22 protein-coding genes are annotated in these 20,473 nt (G+C 35.1%); 2 read left to right on the top strand and 20 right to left on the bottom strand.

From position 1 onward, the window contains the following. From glmM to BQ5371_RS04980, 8 genes are all read right to left on the bottom strand, one after another. Entirely contained in the window at window positions 1-1,356 is a 1,356-nt protein-coding gene (glmM, locus tag BQ5371_RS05015; protein ID WP_071132815.1) for a phosphoglucosamine mutase, read from the bottom strand. A gap of 95 nt (window positions 1,357-1,451) precedes the next feature. Next, window positions 1,452-2,654: a CdaR family protein gene (locus tag BQ5371_RS05010; protein ID WP_071132814.1), complete on the bottom strand. Its 1,203-nt coding sequence runs from the start codon at window positions 2,652-2,654 to the stop codon at window positions 1,452-1,454. Next, window positions 2,641-3,489, bottom strand: a complete 849-nt coding sequence (gene cdaA, locus BQ5371_RS05005) for a diadenylate cyclase CdaA (protein WP_071132813.1) — start codon at window positions 3,487-3,489, stop codon at window positions 2,641-2,643. Before cdaA ends, BQ5371_RS05010 begins: the two co-directional genes overlap by 14 nt. A 167-nt stretch (window positions 3,490-3,656) precedes the next feature. Then, window positions 3,657-4,211 (bottom strand): 2-oxoacid:acceptor oxidoreductase family protein, encoded by a 555-nt coding sequence (locus tag BQ5371_RS05000; protein WP_071132812.1) that lies wholly within the window; start codon window positions 4,209-4,211, stop codon window positions 3,657-3,659. A gap of 14 nt (window positions 4,212-4,225) precedes the next feature. After that, the gene (locus tag BQ5371_RS04995; RefSeq protein WP_071132811.1) at window positions 4,226-4,969 is read right to left on the bottom strand and encodes a thiamine pyrophosphate-dependent enzyme; all 744 of its coding nucleotides are present in this window, start codon (window positions 4,967-4,969) and stop codon (window positions 4,226-4,228) included. After that, window positions 4,969-6,048, bottom strand: a complete 1,080-nt coding sequence (vorB, locus tag BQ5371_RS04990) for a 3-methyl-2-oxobutanoate dehydrogenase subunit VorB (RefSeq protein WP_071132810.1) — start codon at window positions 6,046-6,048, stop codon at window positions 4,969-4,971. The genes BQ5371_RS04995 and vorB overlap by 1 nt, the downstream gene beginning before the upstream one ends. 11 nt (window positions 6,049-6,059) lie before the next feature. Beyond that, window positions 6,060-6,272, bottom strand: a complete 213-nt coding sequence (locus BQ5371_RS04985; RefSeq protein WP_071132809.1) for a 4Fe-4S dicluster domain-containing protein — start codon at window positions 6,270-6,272, stop codon at window positions 6,060-6,062. Window positions 6,273-6,301: 29 nt separating this feature from the next. After that, window positions 6,302-7,009, bottom strand: a complete 708-nt coding sequence (locus tag BQ5371_RS04980) for a hypothetical protein (RefSeq protein WP_071132808.1) — start codon at window positions 7,007-7,009, stop codon at window positions 6,302-6,304. A 209-nt stretch (window positions 7,010-7,218) separates the two neighbouring features. Between BQ5371_RS04980 and BQ5371_RS04975 the strand changes: the two genes are divergently transcribed. Next, complete coding sequence (locus tag BQ5371_RS04975) at window positions 7,219-8,394, top strand: class II aldolase/adducin family protein (RefSeq protein WP_071132807.1); 1,176 nt, start codon at window positions 7,219-7,221, stop codon at window positions 8,392-8,394. 50 nt (window positions 8,395-8,444) lie between these two features. On the opposite strand, the gene BQ5371_RS04970 is transcribed toward BQ5371_RS04975, so the two are convergent. The 12 genes from BQ5371_RS04970 to BQ5371_RS04915 form a co-directional block, all read right to left on the bottom strand. Next, window positions 8,445-9,512 carry a YeiH family protein gene (locus tag BQ5371_RS04970; protein ID WP_071132806.1) on the bottom strand — a complete coding sequence of 356 codons (1,068 nt, stop codon included), beginning with the start codon at window positions 9,510-9,512 and terminating at the stop codon, window positions 8,445-8,447. A gap of 110 nt (window positions 9,513-9,622) precedes the next feature. Continuing rightward, window positions 9,623-10,057 carry a peptide-methionine (R)-S-oxide reductase MsrB gene (msrB, locus tag BQ5371_RS04965; protein WP_071132805.1) on the bottom strand — a complete coding sequence of 145 codons (435 nt, stop codon included), beginning with the start codon at window positions 10,055-10,057 and terminating at the stop codon, window positions 9,623-9,625. Next, window positions 10,058-10,750 (bottom strand): YoaK family protein, encoded by a 693-nt coding sequence (locus tag BQ5371_RS04960; RefSeq protein ID WP_071132804.1) that lies wholly within the window; start codon window positions 10,748-10,750, stop codon window positions 10,058-10,060. 42 nt (window positions 10,751-10,792) lie between these two features. Further along, window positions 10,793-11,839, bottom strand: a complete 1,047-nt coding sequence (locus BQ5371_RS04955; RefSeq protein ID WP_071132803.1) for a threonine aldolase family protein — start codon at window positions 11,837-11,839, stop codon at window positions 10,793-10,795. 84 nt (window positions 11,840-11,923) lie between these two features. Then, entirely contained in the window at window positions 11,924-13,072 is a 1,149-nt protein-coding gene (gene buk, locus BQ5371_RS04950; protein WP_071132802.1) for a butyrate kinase, read from the bottom strand. Between the two features lie 233 nt (window positions 13,073-13,305). After that, a complete protein-coding gene (locus BQ5371_RS04945) occupies window positions 13,306-14,085 on the bottom strand; it encodes a nucleoside-triphosphatase (RefSeq protein WP_071132801.1) in 780 nt (259 codons plus the stop codon). After that, complete coding sequence (locus tag BQ5371_RS04940) at window positions 14,085-14,855, bottom strand: ABC transporter ATP-binding protein (protein WP_083377436.1); 771 nt, start codon at window positions 14,853-14,855, stop codon at window positions 14,085-14,087. The genes BQ5371_RS04945 and BQ5371_RS04940 overlap by 1 nt, the downstream gene beginning before the upstream one ends. Next, window positions 14,855-15,877 (bottom strand): FecCD family ABC transporter permease, encoded by a 1,023-nt coding sequence (locus tag BQ5371_RS04935; RefSeq protein WP_071132799.1) that lies wholly within the window; start codon window positions 15,875-15,877, stop codon window positions 14,855-14,857. Before BQ5371_RS04935 ends, BQ5371_RS04940 begins: the two co-directional genes overlap by 1 nt. After that, a complete protein-coding gene (locus tag BQ5371_RS04930) occupies window positions 15,855-16,538 on the bottom strand; it encodes a class I SAM-dependent methyltransferase (RefSeq protein ID WP_071132798.1) in 684 nt (227 codons plus the stop codon). The genes BQ5371_RS04935 and BQ5371_RS04930 overlap by 23 nt, the downstream gene beginning before the upstream one ends. 21 nt (window positions 16,539-16,559) lie before the next feature. After that, entirely contained in the window at window positions 16,560-17,639 is a 1,080-nt protein-coding gene (locus BQ5371_RS04925; RefSeq protein WP_071132797.1) for an ABC transporter substrate-binding protein, read from the bottom strand. A 143-nt stretch (window positions 17,640-17,782) separates the two neighbouring features. Further along, entirely contained in the window at window positions 17,783-18,358 is a 576-nt protein-coding gene (locus BQ5371_RS04920; RefSeq protein WP_071132796.1) for a histidine phosphatase family protein, read from the bottom strand. A gap of 95 nt (window positions 18,359-18,453) precedes the next feature. Beyond that, window positions 18,454-19,077, bottom strand: coding sequence for an ECF transporter S component (locus tag BQ5371_RS04915; protein WP_071132795.1), 624 nt, complete (start codon window positions 19,075-19,077; stop codon window positions 18,454-18,456). 335 nt (window positions 19,078-19,412) lie between these two features. Here BQ5371_RS04915 and BQ5371_RS04910 point away from each other — a divergent pair, with 335 nt between their 5' ends. Further along, window positions 19,413-20,441: a sugar-transfer associated ATP-grasp domain-containing protein gene (locus BQ5371_RS04910; protein WP_071132794.1), complete on the top strand. Its 1,029-nt coding sequence runs from the start codon at window positions 19,413-19,415 to the stop codon at window positions 20,439-20,441. The last annotated feature ends 32 nt before the right edge of the window (window positions 20,442-20,473 follow it).

Genomic DNA, 20,473 nt, shown 5'->3' with positions numbered 1-20,473 from the left:
TTATGCTTTGTTAAATTTAAGTTCAATTGATGTGGCAAGCCCTACTGCAAGTTCCTCAAGCATTTTGATGTCCTCACCTTCAAGCATAACTCTTACAAGTGGCTCGGTTCCACTCGGTCTAATTAGAACTCTTCCGGTATTTCCGATTTTTTCTTCGATTATTTTAATTTGCTCGCTAATTTCCTTATCAGATGTAACAATATCTTTATTCTTATTATCTACCTTAGCATTAATAAGTACCTGCGGATAAATTATAACCTCGTCCCTCTGTTCGCTTACTTTTTTTCCACTTGCTATATTGGCCTTTAGAAATTGCAAAGCACTCATAACACCGTCCCCTGCTGTTGCATAATTTAGGAAAATCATATGACCACTTTGCTCACCTCCGAGTACAGAGCCTGTTTTGAGCATGGATTCTAGGATATATTTATCTCCAACCTTTGTTGTGTCAACCTTTATGTCATATTCTTCCATTTTCTTATGCAATCCTATATTGCTCATAACCGATGCTGTAATTCTATTTTCATTTAATTCTCCATCATCTTTGAGCTTTTTTGCACAAATTGATAAGATATAATCTCCATCAACGATCCTTCCCTTATCATCAATTACTATGAGTCTGTCAGCATCTCCATCAAAAGAAAGTCCTATGTCTGCCGATACCTCAACAACCTTTTTTTGAATATTCTTTGTATGAGTTGAACCGCAGTTTTCATTTATATTAACACCATTTGGCTCATCAGATAAAATAGTGAGGTTTGCACCAAGGCTTTCAAATACTATTTTTGCAGTTCTATATGAAGCACCATTAGCACAGTCTAAGACAACATTAAGTCCGTCAAGCCTTATATCTATTGTGCTTAATAAGAAATCTGTATAGATTTTAATTGCGTCCTCCTCTGCATCTAGGCATCTACCTATATCTCCTCCTATAAGGACTTTTTCCTCTCTTATTCCATTAAAAATAACATCTTCAATTTCACCCTCGATGTTATCGTCAAGCTTGAACCCATCGCTATTAAAAAATTTGATTCCATTGTATTCAAATGGATTATGCGAAGCTGATATAACAACTCCCGCATCGGCTTTAAAATATTTAACTAAATAAGCAACTGCAGGTGTCGGAATGACCCCTAGCTTCAAAACATTTCCACCAATCGAAAGAATACCCGCAGTTAGAGCATTTTCAAGCATATCTCCAGATATTCTCGTATCCATGCCTATTACAAAAACAGGTCTTTTTGACCTTTTGCCGAGAACATATGCTGCAGACCTCCCTATATCAAAGGCAACCTGTGCAGTAAGCTCGGTATTTGCTATTCCTCTAACTCCGTCAGTACCAAACATCTTTCCCATATATTAATTTTCCCCTTTCATAAATCAATATTTCAAATATATTAAAAAGCTAATATTCATATTTATATACTTTTACAAATTATAATTTAATATCTTCAATATAATTTAATGCTAATCTCCCCTGTAACCACTGACCTTCTAGCACTGCCTGCACTCGTTATTTCAGGTGTTAGCGAATATGTGCCAGCATTAAATGATGACAAATCAATAGAAAGGATAATATCGCTATCCTGAATCCTATTTAATTCTTCATTATTTCCATAAATTGTAACTTCAACACTTCCACTGGTTGAAGTGCTTAGACCATCTCTAATATTTTTTAGTCTAACAGATTCTGAATCTATATTAAAAGTCTTTGTCTTTAAAGGGGTGCATTCAACATGAAGCATCATCTTCTTGCTCTTATTTGATATTGCGATTCCATTTGGCAAATTATATTCCATTTCAATATCCGTCGTCTTATTTATATTGCTTATATCAATTGTTTTAGTATCTATGCTAGCTATATTCTGAAGCGATTTCTTGTCACCTTTTATATAAATATCGTCCGGAGCTGAATATGTTCTCTCGACTAAATCGCTATCAGGATTGTTAACTATTGCATTTAATTTGACCTTCTTATTATTGCTTTTTACAACTTTGATTTTAAGCTTTGACGGACTGCATCTAACATATTTTAAAGCCTTATTGCTTGCATTTTTTACTACTAGCTTTGCACTTATTGTCTTTTCACTCTTATCCACTTTACTTACATCGACAGTAGCCTCTGCATATGAAGCTGTATCGACTAAGCTTTTAGCACCTTTTACCTCGACTGTTTTTTCTTCTATATCAGTTAAATCAAGTTCTTCATCACTAGGTAATTTGCCTGACACCGATGTTTTTATTTTTAAATTTCTTTTTTTTAGGCTGTCCACCTTAACTGTTACGCTTTTTGCACTTTGCTTCGATAAAACTGTTCCAGACGGAGGTATTATCGATATTGCAATCTTATTATCTCCTTTTCCTGCTTCTGAAACATCAACACTTACTGCGATTGAATTATTCTCTATTTTATCTAATATATTTCTCTTTGCCCTTAATTTAATATCAATATAATCATTGTCGAGAGATGCAACTGCAAGATTATTCTCCTCAAGCACATCTTCTCCCAAGATGGTAACTGGAATATCTCTATAAGTTCTGCTCATAGTTGGATTGATATTATATACAACATAAAACCAAGCGATAATCGAGATTAGAATTGAGATTACTAGGCTCAGCTTATTAATGCTTTTTATCTTATTATTCATCTTCATTGCCCTTGTCCCCCTTAAAATTAAATACTCCGGAGAATTTGTTCAGAACCTTCTTTGGCTCTTCTGGCAAGTATATATTCAATAAAATCTTTTCTAGCGTGCTTGAGTCGAGAAATCTCTTTAGCTCTCCATTTTCTGCAATAGTAATTACACCTGTTTCCTCCGATACAATGATTACAAGTGCATCGCTTACCTCACTAAGTCCAACCCCCGCCTTATGCCTAGTACCAAGGTTTACTCCAATCTCATTTTTTGTTAGAGGGAAAACGCAACTTGCAGCATTAAGCCTAATTCCCCTTATGATAAGTCCACCGTCGTGGAGAGGCGAACCCTCATAAAAAATATTTTCAATCAATCTAAAAGTAGCCTTGGAATCAATAACAGTTCCAGTTTCTATTATATCATTGAGCATCGTATTTCTTTCGATAGCTATAAGTGCTCCAGTCCTTGTACGACTCATATCGTCAAGAGCTCTTACGATATTATTAACAAACTCTATCGCCTGTTCTTTCTCAATACTCTTGAACTGCGATCTAACCAAATTTTTTCTACCCATCTGCTCAAGTCCACGCCTTAGCTCAGGCTGGAATAGTACAACTAGAGCAAATATTCCTAAGGTAAAAAGACTTTTCATCAAATAATTGAGAAGGTATAAGTCGAGCAAATCAGAAAGGAAAAAAATCGTAACAAAAACGAGTATTCCTCTGACCAGTTGCATAGCCCTTGTTTCTCTTATAAAACCAAGGATTTTATATATGATAAATGCAACTATTAGAATATCTAAAACATCAAGTAACCTAAAATTTTTAATTATTCCATTTAAAACTTCAAGCATTTATGTAAATATACCTACCTTCACATTATTTGTTATATAAATATCGGTTAATTATACATTTTTTTGCTCTTTTTTTCAATCAAAAACAAAATGGATGCCACCTAGGAAATATAGGTTAGCATCCACTCAAGCTAATTAATTAATACTGTGCCCTGTCTTAATTTAACTTATCTATCCTTTTTTGCATTTATTCCAATCTCGTAACCTTTTTGAAATGCTTCATCATTTAATTTTATTGCATCAGGCTTATTCTTGAATTTATGGTGCAAGCCCTCAAGAACTACCTCCGTTGGCACAACATCTGTATAACCAATATATGCACCTAGCATAATAACATTTAGCACTCTTGGATCTCCCATATCGAGAGCCATCTCTGTAACAGGAACTTCTACTAGATTTACATCTTTCCTATCTATTTTCTTCTTAACTATTGTACTGTTAATGAATAGAACGCCATTTTCCTTGAGATTGCCTAGGAAGGCATCAAGTGAAGGCTCATTCATTACAATCAGGTCATCAACTGATGTGCTTGAAGGTGCTCCTATGCTTTCATCAGAAATAACAACATAGCAATTTGCAGTACCTCCCCTCATGGCAGCACCATATGAAGGGAAAAATGTTACATTTAAATCGGTTGAATCACAGGTAGCCTGTGCGAGCAATTTGCCCATCGTCATTACACCTTGTCCACCAAATCCTGCAATCATTAAATTTCTTTCCATTTATAAGACCCTCCTTAACCATTATCCCTGATAAGACCTAGAGGATATTCCGCAAACATCTTATCTCTTAGAAAATCAAGTGAATCAAGGGTATTCATTCCCCAGTTTGTTGGGCATGAGGTAACGATTTCTACCATTGAGAAACCTTTTCCCTCAAGCTGATATTTAAAAGCCTTCTTGATTGCATTTCTTGTAGCAATAACATGCTGAGGTGTATCGCACGATGTTCTCTCAAGATAAACTGGAGCTGTTAAAGTATCCAAAATTTCACACATATGCATTGGGTAGCCGTGTTCTTCCGCAACCCTTCCTCCCGGACTTGTTGTAGACTTCATTCCAAGTAGGGTTGTAGGTGCCATCTGTCCACCTGTCATTCCATAAATACCATTATTTACAAATATTACAGTGAAATTTTCTCCTCTATTAGCTGCAGACATTGTTTCTGCAAGACCGATAGCTGCAAGATCTCCATCTCCCTGATATGTATATATAAGTGACTCCGGACTTGATCTCTTTATTCCTGTTGCAACAGCACAAGCTCTTCCGTGAGCTGCAATAGTTTCATCGTGAGAAACATAGAATTGTCCAAGTCCGCAGCAACCTACGCCCTCGACACGAACTAGGTGATCAAGCTGTCCAAGCTCCTCTGCAGCCTCTCCTATAAGCTTATGTACTGTACCATGCATACAGCCCGGGCAGAATCCAGACACTGCACCTGGCAATAAACCATTGGTCCTAGAATATACCTTTTTTTCCATTAAAGCACCTCCTTAATCAAATCACGAACTGCATTCTCAACTTGATTGTTTGTCATTAGCTGTCCACCTGATCTCAGACATTCTCTTACTGGAATATCCTTGTTAAGAACATGCTTTACATCCCAAATCATCTGTGCAGGAATTGACATCTCAACATCGAGAAGCCCTTTTATCTTCTTTGGATCAAGCTTAGCAAATGTATCATATGGGAATGGAGATATTCTCTCAGGTCTTATCATTCCAATCTTTATTCCCTCTTTGCGAAGTTTGTTTATTACGGCCTTACAAATTCTTGCTGATATTCCATATGATGCAATAACTAGTTCAGCATCGTCCATCATGTATTCCTCAACTCTAATCTCGCAATCCCAGTCATCATACATAGCAGCAGCTTTAATATTTACATTTTCTTGACCTGAGCCCATCAGTCCTGCTCTGCAAACTGCCTGTTTGCCAACAGGGTGACCTATTATAGCTCTGTGTTCAAATTTCTTTCTTAGCGAGGCGAGCTCTTCATCTGTTTTCATCTCAGGTAGTATAACAGGCTCCATCATTGTACCTACCACGCCGTCAGTCAGTACAAGCACAGGATTCTCATATTTAGCTGCGAGATCAAATGCTTCATATACCATATCTACGCACTCCTGAACAGAAGAAGGTGCGAGAACTATCATTCTAAATCCACCATTTCCGCTCGCCTTTGTAGCCTGATTATAATCCTGCTGTGCTGGCTGAATTGCTCCAATTCCTGGACCTCCTCTTCCTACATTTACATATACGATTGGAACTCTAGCTGAAGCACTAAATGATACTCCCTCAGAATAAAGACTTATTCCCGTAGATGATGATGAACTCATTGCTCTTATACCTGTAGATGCTGCTCCAAATAGCATATTAACCGAAGCAACTTCACTTTCTCCTTGTACAAATTGTCCGCCAACTTCCGGTAGTCTTCTAGACATATATTCAGGAATTTCATTCTGCGGAGTAATAGGATAACCGGCAAAGAAACGACATCCTGCTCTTACAGCTGCCTCAGCTATTGCCTCGGTACCTTTCATAAAAACTCTTTCTGCCATTTTTTACCTCCTTATCCTCTCCATACCTCAATTGCTGATTCCGGACATATATTCCCGCACATTGCACAACCTATGCAATCATCAGGATTCTTAGCCACAACGAAAGGATACCCCTTTGAATTAACCTCATCGCCAATGGCAAGCACTTTTTTTGGGCATGACATCACACAATAACTGCATGACTTACATGACTCCGGACTAATTTCAACTCTACCTTTAGCCATCAACCTTACCTCCTTATATATTAAAAAATTTAATTATCCACCCATTCATAAGTCAGATATAGATCCTCGAGAGGAAATAATGTTTTATCCGTCTTTTCCCTTACTTCATCATAAATACCTGCTCTAACGCAAGCACTGTTCACAGCAGTAAACTCACCAATTAACTCATCTATTTTATGAACTCCCTTGATAAATTCATCTGCAGTAGTCCTATATCCTAGGTTTGGATTGCCAAGAATGTATATTCTCTTCAGCCTAATTGACCTCAAAATATGTGACATAGTACCATCTATGTTTTCCACTGTTCTAGTCCACGGTCTATAAGAATTTACAATATAAATAGGCGCTGCACTATCCTCTCTAAGAATATGCGAAAAAACGCCTGCTACCCTTGCGGCAGATTCACCGCCACCTATATCAAGTATTGTATATTCGTCCCTCATAAGAGAAGCCTGAACTCCCCCTACAACTGCCGGTGCATCTAAGTATTGCTCTTGAAAATGTATATGAACACCAGCCTTTTCAAATTTATCAGCCATATCTCTTGATCTGAAAAGAGGTTTGCTCTGATCCATATCATAAACATGAACCGGTTTGTCTTTGTGATTTGCAAGCCAGATTGCAGTATTTAAAACTATCTCACTTTTACCACTACCAGCCTCTCCAACAAATAGAAAATTTTTCTTTTCATTTAAAAGATCATAAAATGTCTTATCCGGCTCATAAAAAATGTCCATAACAAAAGCTACCTCTTATCCTTAATCAAATTATATTTTTACTATATATTAATGACCCTTAACAGTCAATGTATTTAACATCTCTAACTTAAACATTCTCTTATATTATATTTTTATTTAAATTTTTTATATAATTTTTACATAGATGATTGTATTTTATGATAAAATTTTAAAATAATTAAATTGATGATTTTTAGAAAGGCATACATATGAACCGAGAAGATGGTATTAAGCTAATACTTGATAGCAAGTCTAAATTTAATAATAGATATAACAAACCTTTTGGACAGATAATCCTTCGCCTAGATTACTCATCTTACCTTATGAGTGATGAAAATCTACAGCTTGATTCTATTTTAGAAAATAATATTAAGGAATATAAGGCGAAAACGGGAGTCTTTGGCAAGGTTTTTCGCAATAGAAGCGATGTTAATGCAATTGTATTTTTATATACTGAAACGAGCATTGCTTTTTCAAAAACAAATAAGTTTTTAAAACCAGCTCTTATGGATTTAGCTGAAATTGTTGGACCTAAGGTTAAGGTAATTGAAAAAGGAAGTGCAGGCTCAATACTTCGTGCTATAAAAAGCACAAATGCTTGCATTGTAAAAAATTCTGGAATACTTGCAATTGGTAAAGATTTACCTTCTGCAATTTCTACTGCCTTGGTAGTAGACAAGTCGATTCAAGCTGAGATATATGGAGAAAAGCTCGGCGGAATAAAATATATTAGTGCAGGGGATTCAAAATCTTTTAACAAGTATTATAGCAGTGACTATTCTATGAAAAATATTGGAACTGCAACACCTTTTATTCCTTATGACGAGGAAGAAACAAAGCTTAGAAATAAAATAGTGGAAACAGCTATAAAGCTTTCAGATAATTATCTAGTTCAAGGTACTTGGGGAAATGTATCTATAAAACTTAATGAAAATGAAATGCTCATTACACCATCGGCAATAGATTATTATGAAATGAAGCCTGAAGATATTGTTAAGGTTAATCTTAAATCTCTAAATTATTCAAGCAATGGCAGAATCCCTAGCTCTGAAACAAAATTACATAAGTCAATATATGATGCCAAGGCAGATTGCAATGCTATAATCCATACCCATTCTATCGCTTTAAGTATATTTGCAGCAGCAAACGCAGGCTTTAGAATAACCAATAAGCAAATGAACGACCTGATTGGAAATGTAAATATTTCTGAATTTGCTTTACCAAGCACAGATCGTCAGTGCGAATCGGTTAATGAAAATTTAGAAAATAGCAATGCAGTTATCATGGCAAATCATGGAGCTATTTTTACTGCAAAAGATTTAGATACCGCTTTTATAATAGCAGACGCTACTGAAACAAAGGCAGGAGTTTTGCTTGATATTTAAGTTGCTATAAGCTATATTTAATTTGCATTTTATATGTAATATTATTTGCTCTACCATATGTGAAGAAGCTTTTGCATTAATAAGCTAACAAGAGTAATTCCTACCCAGCAAGAAGCTCCTAACAATATAGGCTTTCCACCGGTTTTAATCAGTTTTATCATATTGCTATTTAAACCAATCGCAGCCATTGCCATTACTATTAGAAATTTAGATAATGACTTTAGAGGAGTAAAAATTGAATCGCTTACTCCAAGGCTTACAGAAATCGTAGTTATTATCGCTGCGATTATAAAATATAATATGAACATCGGAAATGAATTCTTTAATTTGAATTCATTTTTATTTTCTCTCACTTCCCTATTTATACTTCCCTCGCTATCTTCTTTATTATTTTTTCTTTGCCTTATTATTGCAAGCCCGAGTGTGATAGGAATAATCGCAAGTGTCCTAGTGAGTTTAACCAAAACTGCTTCATCTAGCGTCTCGCTTCCAAGATTCCACATACTGTCCCAAGTGGAAGCAGCAGCTGTTACAGATGATGTGTCATTAACGGCTGTTCCAGCAAAAATTCCAAAAGCGTGACCACTTGTAGTATCAAAACCTATTAAGTTGCCAATAAGTGGGAAAATTATGGCTGCAATTACATTAAAGAAGAATATAACTGAAATAGCTTGTGCAACCTCGCTATCATCGGCATCAATTACCGGTGCTGTAGCAGCTATAGCTGAGCCACCGCAGATAGATGAACCTACTCCAACAAGCGTCGCAATATTTCCATCTATTTTCATCGCCTTATGCAAAAAATATGCTATAAGTAGAGATGTCGTTATCGTTGTAATTATGATTGGAAGAGATTCTCCGCCAATCTTGATTATTACACCGAGGTTCATGCCAAATCCAAGTATGACAACAGCAGATTGGAGAATTACCTTTGAAGTCCACTTAATTCCGGAATCAAAGGCCTGCCTATTTTTCCATGGTATGGCAATTAGCATTCCGGCAATAATTGCAAATATGGGTCCTCCGATCACCGGAAAATACTTGCCAAAAAACCATGCAGGTATTGATATGATAAAACAAATTAAAATTCCAAGTCCATTCTTCTTAATAAAACTCATTTAAAACTCCAAACATCATGCAAAACTACAAATATCAAATAAAACTCAAAGTGCTAAGTAAAACTACAAAGTGCCAAGTAAAACTACAAATATAAATATTACTTTACATATTATTTCACATACTTTTTATATTCTGAATAACCCTCTTCATCCATTTTTTCATATGGAATAAATAGAAGAGAAGCTCCATTTATGCAGTAGCGAAGCCCTCCCATCTCAAGCGGTCCATCGTCGAACTTATGCCCTAGGTGAATCCCTGAGCTTGAGCTCTTTACCTCAGTCCTTATCATTCCATAGCTTGTATCAATTTTTTCATCAATCTCATTACTTCCTATTGACTTTGAAAAGCTGGGCCATCCGCAGCCTGCATTAAATTTGTCAGATGAAGAAAAAAGCGGAGTTCCATCCTCCTTATCTACATAAATACCCTTTCTAAATTCGTCATTAAGCTCGCTTGAAAAAGGTCGCTCAGTAGCTCCATTGTGCATTACATCATGTGATAATTTATCTATTTTTTTATCCATTTCTTTATTCTTTTTAAACATTTATTCTCCCTTATAACTTAGCTTATCCCATCTGACCATGTATATAAAAGCAACGATGTAACAGGTTATAGGAAAAAATATCGCAATATTTTCAAATATTTTTGATATAAGACCTCCTGCCATAGCTCCGATTATAAAAAATAATATTATACCATAGTATCCTGCCATCTTCCTTAAATCTCGCCCTTCCTTATCCTTTATGAATCTACAAAGGGCATCTGTTCCGCTTCTCAAATTACCTGTGCACATAGTCGAGGCAAAATTATTTCCATGTATCTTTCTAAATGTCTGAGTCTGAAGTGAGCATACAAAGGAAATTAGAATATTAACAATATAATCAAGGTTACCTCTCGGTATCAAAAAGACGAGAAAAAGAATCAAAATTTCGATGAGAAGTATCTCATGCCTCCAGTGCAGAGCTTTAAGCTCATCTTTTTTGAAAATACCCTTAATAATTTCTGTAACAATTACTCCCAGGACAAAGGCTATAATTGGAGCAAAGGCTAGTCTTGCAGAATAAAAATCTCCCTTAGAAAGATTGATTCCGAGCAAAACGATATTTCCTGTCTGGGCATTAGCAAAGACTCCCCCGCGACATAAAAATGTGTATGCGTCAAGGAAGCCTCCTGCAATAGCCAATATCAATGCTATTATGTAATTGTCTGATAATTGATTCTTTTCCACTGGGTTCATGCGTTAATATTAACATATCATAGCATATAAAAAAATAATGCTTTACAATTTTTCGATTATCTTGATTAACTCCTCTACATCTTCTTTTCTTGTAGCCCAGCTTGTGGCAACTCTTATAACGGTATGATTGTCATCATATATTTCGCCATAGGCATATTCAACTTCCTTGCCAAATTCTTCTAGCTTATCATTTTCTATGACGAAGAACACCTGATTAGTTGGTGAGTCAAAATAAATTTCATATCCATTTTCTTTAAGAGAATTCTGTATCATCTTTGCATAAGCTACGGCTGAGTCACCTATCCTCAAATATATATCATCCTTGAAAAGCTCATCAAATTGTATTCCTAGTATTCTCCCCTTTGCAAGGCAGGCACCATTCTGCTTTATTGTGTTAAAAAAATGTGGTACAAGACTTGAATCCGGTATAACAACAGCTTCACCAAATAAGGCTCCGCATTTCGTCCCGCCAATGTAAAACACATCGCTAAGCTCTGCTAAGTCCTCTAGACTTATATCGTTGACTTCACTTGAAAGTGCATATGCAAGCCTTGCTCCATCTACATATAAAATCATATCATACTTATGACATATATCTGAAATTTCCTTCATCTCATCATATGAATATATTGTTCCATATTCTGTTGGTTGAGATATATATACCATTCCAGGTACTACAAAATGCTCACAGTTACCATCTTTCAAATAATCGCTTACATATTTGTCAATTTGATTTGCACTTATCTTTCCCTTTTTTGAATCAAGAGCGAGAACCTTATGCCCACCATGTTCAATTGCCCCCGCTTCGTGCGTAGCTATATGTCCCGTTACAGCTGAAATTACCCCTTGATATGGCCTTAGCATAGATCCAATAACAACTGCATTAGTCTGTGTTCCTCCGACTAATAGCCAAACAGCAGCATCATCTTTGCCGCAAGCCTTTCTTATTCTATTTCTAGCTGAGTTGCTATATTCATCATATCCATATCCTATAGTGCTATTAAGATTTGTTTCGACAAGTTTATCAATTATATTTTTGTGTGCACCCTCCATATAATCAGATGCAAAGAATAATTTTTTATTATTCATATTCTCTCCTAGACCTCGTTATAGGTAAAATAGACAAAGGGCGATGAGTAATAACCACCGCCCTAAATATAGATTTATAAAATATTATTTAACCTCAGGCGTTTTATATGGCTCAACACCCTTGCATAATCTAATTCTATCCTTAGCAGTCTTTTTTATTTCACCGAAGTTCTGCAATTTTTCTTCTCCTCTAAGAACTCTAAGTGCTCCAGCAGCCAAGGCTTCCATCTCATATTCTCCTGCCATAATTTCAACAGGTGCAATCCACGAAACGAGATTTGATATATAATCTGTTAACATCTTTGAATGAGATATTCCTCCCGTGAGGATAATTCTATCGACTTTTCCTGCAACCGGAATAGACATCGTACCAATATCCTTTGCAATTCTATAGCACATTCCTTCATATATTATCTTCGCATATTCATCGCCATCTTCTATCATCTTTTCTACTGTTACAGCATCCTTTGTTCCTAGATGTGCAGCAAGTCCCGCATTACCATGGAGCTTATCCATAACCTCGCCATAGCTTAGACCTGATGTAAAACAGAATTTTGCAAGTTCCTTTACACTAACGCCTCCGCATCTCTCTGGTGAGAAGTTGCCTTCGTCATCATTTACGCAGTCTATATTAATTCCATTCTTATATAATCTAATTGAAATTCCGCCTCCTAGATGTGCAACTATGAATGTGCATTCCTCAAATGGCTTGTGCAAGATTTCGTCTGCACATTTTATCGCCATAGCTCTTGTGTTTAAAGTATGTCCAACTGTAAATCTTGGAATTTCAGGTATTCCTGTTACCCTAGCAACTGGCTGCATCTCATCAGTTCCTATTGCATCATAGATACAAATTGGAATTCCATATTCCTTGTGCAAATCGAAAGCTATCATGCTTCCGAGGAGTGATGCGTGCTTTGCCATGTCGTCGGGTCTTGTCAAATAATCTATCATATCCTGATCTATCTCAATTGCACCATGAGGGCAGGCGATTATATTTCCCCCTCTTGAGCAGGCTGCCGTGAGAGAGCTTACCGGAATATTGTTTTTTTCAAGTGCCTTATATATTACTTCTTTTCTAAAATCGAATTGTTCAAGGACATCATTAAACTTAGACATCTCATCTCTTGAATGTCTTAAAGTTTCACTGAACACTTCCTTATCATCTTCATAAACTGCAATTTTACTTGATGTCGATCCGAGATTTAATATCAAAATTTTCTCTTTTTTCATATTAATATAAATTCCTTTCTATCAATTGGTAAATCATTTCGTAAATTATTGGCATATCAAATATCTAAGACTGCCATTTTTAATTATTCTATCATCTTTATTTTATTTTTTCTATAAATTAATTTGATCCGAATGAAACAAATTGATTTCATACGGATTTACTATAATAGTATGTATTTCTAGTATGTCTTTTTTAGTATGATTGATTCTTAAATGCTTATTATTTTATAAGTTCAAGATATTATTTCACTCAAGCTTTTTATAGGAATCAATCCTATATCGGAAGTCAATTTCATCTTGTCTATATTATGAGTGTAGCAATAAATAATATAATTATCATTTAATTTTTTCGAGTATTCATCATATGTCAGATTAAATATATCATCTATCCTTTTAAACTCTATATTTTTTAATATACCTTTTGACAGATAATTTGATATATCTTTTTCCATATGAATTTTCGCTTCGTCATCATAAAATATAGCAACCTTTTTCTGCAAAATATTTTTAAAAGAAAATTCTTGCAAAACTATATCTAAATCTCTTAAATCAGTATCATCAAGGTCAATAAATTCTATATCCTTATCTTTTTTTGACAAATCTATCAAGTTATTATTAAATGGTAGATTTTCTTTTTTTAATGAAATAATAGATTTAATATCTGAATTTACAAGAGAACGAACAGCTGTCAAATATTCTTCATCATTTCTTTCAAAGCGTCCTATCTCATCTATGAATATAAGGTTTTTATTCTGAATATTATTTAAAAATTCCGTAGCGGGTTTGAAATTAGGATTTATAAGCATCTTTTCACCCTTAATCCTTGCAATTTCCCACCTTTTTATCGTCTTATAATCCTCAATTATTGATAGGTCATATCCTATAAATTTGTGATTTTCAAAATGCCTTACGCTTCTAATTCCAGTAAGTGGTATCCCCTGCGACATAAAAATCTTATTTATGAATGAGCTTTTCCCTGAGCCCATATTTCCTGTTATTAGTAAAGTCTTCATTATAGCTTGCTTCTCGCAATACAGGTTTTTTTGTCAGAATTTTCTATCTTTGATACCAAAATCTCTGTTTGATAAATTTCGCTAAGAAGTTCATTTGTCATTACTTCGTCAGGCTTACCCTGTGCCTTAATTTTTTTATTACTCAAAACAACAACTTCATCTGCATATCTCAGTGCAAAATCAGGATTGTGCATGGAAATAAAAATTGTATAACCATCTGACGCAAGTTTTTTAAGCAATGTCATAAGATATGTTTGATTCCTAAAATCCAGATTCGATGTCGGCTCATCCATTACCAAAATCTTAGCATCTTGAGCGAGGGCTCTTGCTACAAGGACGAGCTGTCTTTCACCACCAGATAGCTCCAAATATCCACGGTATCTTAGCTCGCTTATCTTTATCTGCTCTAATACCCTTTCAACCCTCTTTAGCTCTTTTTTACCGGGAACTCTAAACATGGAATCGGTAGTTGTGCTCATCAATATTACCTGCTCAACGGTATAATTAAATACGCCCCTGTGTTCCTGAGGGATATATGATAGAAGTTTTGCAATTTCAGCTCGCTTCATATGCCTTAAATCAGCAGAATCAACCGAAATTTCTCCCTTGTAATTTTCAAGTATTTGCAAAATACACTTAAATAAGGTGCTTTTCCCAGCTCCATTTTCACCGAGAAGACATATTAGTTTGCCATATTCCAAGCTGAAATTAATATCATCAAGGACATTTTTTTTGCCATATGAAAAATTTAATTTGTTTACTTCAAGCATCAATAACCCCTTCCCTCTCTTCTAAGCAGGAATAAAAATAGCGGTGCTCCTATAAGAGATGTTATTATGCCAAGCGGTATCTCAGAAGAAAATGTTAGCCTTGAAATATTGTCAACGACAAGCAAAAAATTGCTTCCTATTAGCATTGATAAAGGTAATAATCTTCGGTAATCACTTCCTGCAAGCAATCTTGCAAAATGAGGAATTGCCAAGCTAACCCAACCGATAATTCCTGATACAGATATTGATGCCGCAGTGAGAAGCGTAGCACATAAAATTACTGTAAGCCTTAATCTCTTAATATTTAGTCCCATGGTGATTGCTTCCTCATCGCTAAATGTGAGCAGGTTAAGATGCCACCTTGCTGTCCAAAGAACAATTATCGCTACTGCCATTATTATGGCGATTGGAATAATATCCTTTGTCTTTGTTCCGCTAAGAGAGCCCATAAGCCAATATGTTATCTGGGGAAGTTGATCCATTGGATCGGCGACGAGTTTTAAAAATGACAGTCCTGAGTTGAACAAAGCTCCAATCATAATTCCCGAAAGAACAAGACCTAAAATGTGATTAACTTTTAGTGTATTTCCTACCATATATACGACAAATACGGCAATTATGCTCCATACGAAAGAAAGGAGTGAAATGCCTGCTGCTGATAAGCCGAACAATATTGCAAGTGCCGCACCAAAGGCTGCTCCTGACGAAGCTCCTATTACATCAGAGCTGACAAGTGGATTTTTAAATAAACCCTGATAGCAAGCTCCAGCAACAGAAAGAGCTGCCCCAACTAGGATTGAGAACACTATTCTAGGTAGTCTTACATGAAATAGAATGGCTTCAGTTGTCGGATCGTCAATAGGAATATTTCTTGTCTTATTATAAATAGAATCAAAAATTTGTCCAACGGAAATCTCATATCTTCCTGCACCAAAGGAAAATATAACGAGTGCAAATAAAAGGCATATGAGAAATATAACTAATATTCTAAATCTCTTGTTAAGCTTTTCTTCTTTTGTCATGGTTATCGCTTTCAATTATTGTAATTTGAAGTTCTTTCTTATTTTCAAGATATAGCGAGAATTTGCCATCTATCTTCTTTAAATTTTCCTCTGCAAATTTTTCTATGTCATCAGCTAAATCATGCCTTTTGATAAATTCTATAGCCTCATCAAAATCTATAAATGGCTGTCCAAATGATGTTGAAATCCTCTTTGTCTCATATTTGCAATTAAATTTTTTTAAATAAAAATCATCATAATTATTATGATTTTTACTAGGAAAATACTGACTTGAAAGGGTATTTACAAATATTAAATGATCCTTCGGTACGCGAAGTAGCTTTAAATTATTTTCGTCTATTCTTCCAACTGACACGCAGACAAGAACATCGCATGAATTAGATTCAAGGTCGAAAAAATCTCCGACCTTGAATGATAAATTGCCTATGTTTGAATATAGGTCTTTTGCGAATTCAATTGGATAAGACTGGGTGTCAATGCCAATTACCGATTTTGCATATTTTGCTAAGACCCTGCTTATATTGCCCGGTCCGCACCCTGCGTCAATTATCTCCTTACCCTCAATATATTCCCTTATGTTATTTACTATGTCAGAAGCATATGGCTCAAATTGACCTGCTCTCACAAAATCTGTTAATGTCTTTCCTTTCCAGCTAATCAAATTGTCTCCTTTATACTTAAATTATTTGAAAAATGCGTTCTTAGTAATCTCTTTATATTCCTTTGCTGATAGCTTATATCCATAGAAGAGATCGTAATATTCTGTAATTCTCTTCTGAAGGTCATATTTGAACTGATCAGGATAGAATAATTGTGCAACCCACTGTCCTCCCATAAATCTATTTACCGATGGTGGGAAGCCTAGCCAGTTATATGGAAGAGATGGAGCTTCTACATATTTTCCTTCCTTGATTGCTGTTAGCTGTGAGAAAACAGGATCATTTTTTACATCATTATATATGCTTCCTGGTCCAAAGATGATTACATCAGGATTAAGCTTAAGCAACTCTTCTTGTGAAATCTCATTTGCACCACCCTTAGAAGATTTTTCCTGACTTACAAAAGCATTATCTCCTATAGTGTCAAGCATCTGCATATGGAATGAACCCTTAGGATTTGAACCAAGTCCATTGTCACCAGTTAGATAAACAAAGCTTAGCTTTTTGTCTCCAACTTTTTTCATACCTGAATCAAGCTCATCATTTACTCTCTTAACATATTTAGCAAGCTTCTCTGCCTTCTTTTCTTCTCCGACAACCTTACCTAGCTTTTTATATGCCTCGTCAGCATTATCAAAATTCATCTCGATAAATATCGTAGGAGTACCGCTCTTTTCACTTATAGCGTCCATATCCTCTTTTACAGTGTCCTTAGGCTCACCTATATCAATAACGATGTCAGGCTTAGCCGATGCTAGTGACTCTGCATTAAATGGTAGCTTTCCATAGAACTGACCAATCTCAGGTAGATTCATAAATTTCTTTAGAATTTTCTGTTCTTTCTCTCCCATTGGTTTCTTAGATATTGCGACCATCTTGTCAGGTGCAACAGAACCTATTACCTGCTCAGCCAGTGGTCCTGAAGGTGCTATCCTCTTGATATTCTTAGGAATCTCAACATCTCTTCCAGCATCATCTGTAAAGGTAATAGTTTTGTCTTTTGAATCATCATTCTTATCCTTGTCCTTATTGCAAGCAGTCATAGTTAATGCCATCGCAATAATCATAATAGCAACAAGGATACTAAAAATCTTTTTCTTCATCTTAGATAATCCTCCTTAATAAATAATTATATATCGTTCGTTTTTTAAAAAACTAATGGTATTATAATATATTTTGATTATAGTGTAAATATCGCATTAAAAAAGCTTTAAACAACCTTCGTCATTTAAAGCTTTTTCTTAATCTACTTCATTTCGCTTAGAAATGTATGTTTACCATTTATGGAACTATATACCCTAATTTCGCAATTGCTCATCTTAGGCCTCCACCGTAGACCATTTTTCCTGTCCATTAGATAGCCATTCAATGCTCTAAGTATGCCACCATGAGATGCTATCAATATGTTATCATATTCCATTTTCTCTAGCTCGGATAAAAAAGACCTGCTCCTCAGAGTCATGGACTCAGTGTTTTCCACCCCGCTTGGTGCCGAAAAGATCTCCGGAAGAGCCCAGTAAAGTGACATCTTTATCCCTAATCTTGAATATTTATGTAGCTCATACTTGCCAAAATTTACTTCCGTAATTCTTTCGTCAATTTTGACCTTTTCTCTTGGAATATCAGCTACTATCGATGCAGTTTCTATGGCTCTATCAAGCGGGCTTGCATATACCGAATCGAATTTAATATCCTTGACAAGCTCTCTTGCTATCAAGGCTTGCTCAATTCCCTTATCATTAAGAGGTTCATCGGTTCTTCCCTGCATAAGCTTAAATTTGTTAAGATTTGTTTCACCATGTCTTATGAGCCATATCTTCATTTTATAACTTGCCTTTTTTATTTTATATGTTTTATTATATGTGTTATTTTATCCTAAATACTTATTATTTATATAATATTCCGTTTTTACATATATTATTCTGTTTTTATGCTTTCACCTAAAGCCTTTGCTAAAGCCTTAGTGATAATTGTTCCTAAAATACAGCAGACAACTGCTTCAGTTAAGCCCTGAACTCCAACCAATGCAATTACAAATGAGAGTGGATTATGCACTCCTAGATTTGCAACAAGATTCTGAATGTAATCGGTCTTGTAAAACGCAAGCACTATGAATCCCATGAAGAATATGGTGTTAAGAATAGGTGCACTCAGAGATCCGATAACATATGAGGCGGTATTTCCCTTGAGTGATTTATCAAGAGCCTTGAATATAAGACCAACGCAGATACCCATGAGTATTCTCATTATAACGCAGAGTACAAATGTCTTAACCGGTGCAAATTGGAAAAATGTTCCTGTCATTACAGAGGCACCTGTAATTGCATCTTTAAAGCTGACAATTCCAAATACTCCTCCAAGTATTCCTCCTGCAGTAGGTCCCATTAAAATCGCACCGATTGCTATTGGCAAGGTAAGAAAGGACATATAGAGTGGTCCTACCGGTACACTTCCAAGCCCTACTAGCTTCATAACAATCTCAATTGCTATGAGAAGTGCAAGCTGTGCTAAATACTTTGGGTTTGTTAACTTATTTTTCATTTTTAATCCTCCTTCTGCCGTTCCTTTGTCGGATACAGCGATGAGCCACGGGAACCCTGCGATAGATATGGGAATCCCTTATTGAAATAAAATATAGATTTGAACGATCTATATAAAACTATATAAAAGTCCTGTCATGCAAATTGCTATGATGGATAAATATAAATCGTCCACGGTAGTATAACAATTTAATTCTTTTTAGGCAAGTATCCAAGAATAAATCTGTTTGTTTTTAATTTTAGAATGCTTTATATATGTTAGTATTTATGTTTATTAATTTTTAAAATTATGTTACTATACACACATATATAAATATTGGAGAGTGAAGTAAAAAAATGAAAGAAAAAAAATTAATTTATCATGCAAAAGTATTAAAAAATGCAAGTATTAAAAAATTTATTAACTGTATAAATGAAGCTCATAGATTATCTGGTAATAGCAAATTATATTGTTTTACTGATATGGTGAAATCTAAAATTAAATATGATGCTGGATATTATGATTATGTTATTTTTCAATTTTGGAATTTGAATGACAAACAAAGAGATACTTATTTGACAAGATTTCGAAGCAAAAAATTAATATCTCAGGTAAACGATGAATCCTATGCTCATTATTTTGATAATAAGGATGAATTTAATGATATATTCAAAGATTACATAGGAAGAGAATTTATAAGTCTTGAAGTTGCTACAAAAAATCAAGTTGAAGATTTCTTTAATTCTAGGAACCAAATTTTTTGCAAAATGAACGATTTAGAATGTGGAATTGGTTGTGAAAAAATTAAAACTTCTAATTTTAAAAATTTTGAAGATTTTTACAAATATGTCACTGACAAAGGTTTTGGTACACTTGAAGATGTGATAGAAAACCATCCAGATTTAGAAAAGGTATACTCTGGCTCGGTAAATACTATGCGTATGATAACTTTAATAGATGATGATGGAAATCCTAATTTGATATATGCTGTTCAAAAATTTGGAGTAAACGGAAGAGTTGTTGATAATTACGGCGTGCACGGCCCTGTTGATATTAATACTGGTGAATTTTTATATCCTGCACATTCGGGCGACACAAAAGCTGAAGGGCTCTATTCAGAACATCCTAATTCACATGAACCGCTTGTTGGCTTTGTTACTCCTATGTTTAGCGAAGCTAAAAAAATGATACTTAAAGCTTCTTTGGTAATACCTCAAATCAGATATGTTGGTTGGGATGTGGCTATCACGCCTAATGGCCCTGCTATTATTGAAGGTAATACCTACTGTGCACATGATTTTTGGCAGCTTCCAGGTCAGACACCTAACGGAATCGGTATAATGCCTACTATAAAGAAGCTTGTGCCAAGCTTTAAATATAAATAATACCTAATAGTATTGTTTTTATAAATTAAGGA

It is taken from the genome of Alterileibacterium massiliense, assembly GCF_900104645.1.
GTDB classification, from domain to species: domain Bacteria; phylum Bacillota; class Clostridia; order Peptostreptococcales; family Anaerovoracaceae; genus Alterileibacterium; species Alterileibacterium massiliense.
Note: the sequence above shows the minus strand (reverse complement) of the source record. Positions and strands in the feature narration are given on the sequence as shown.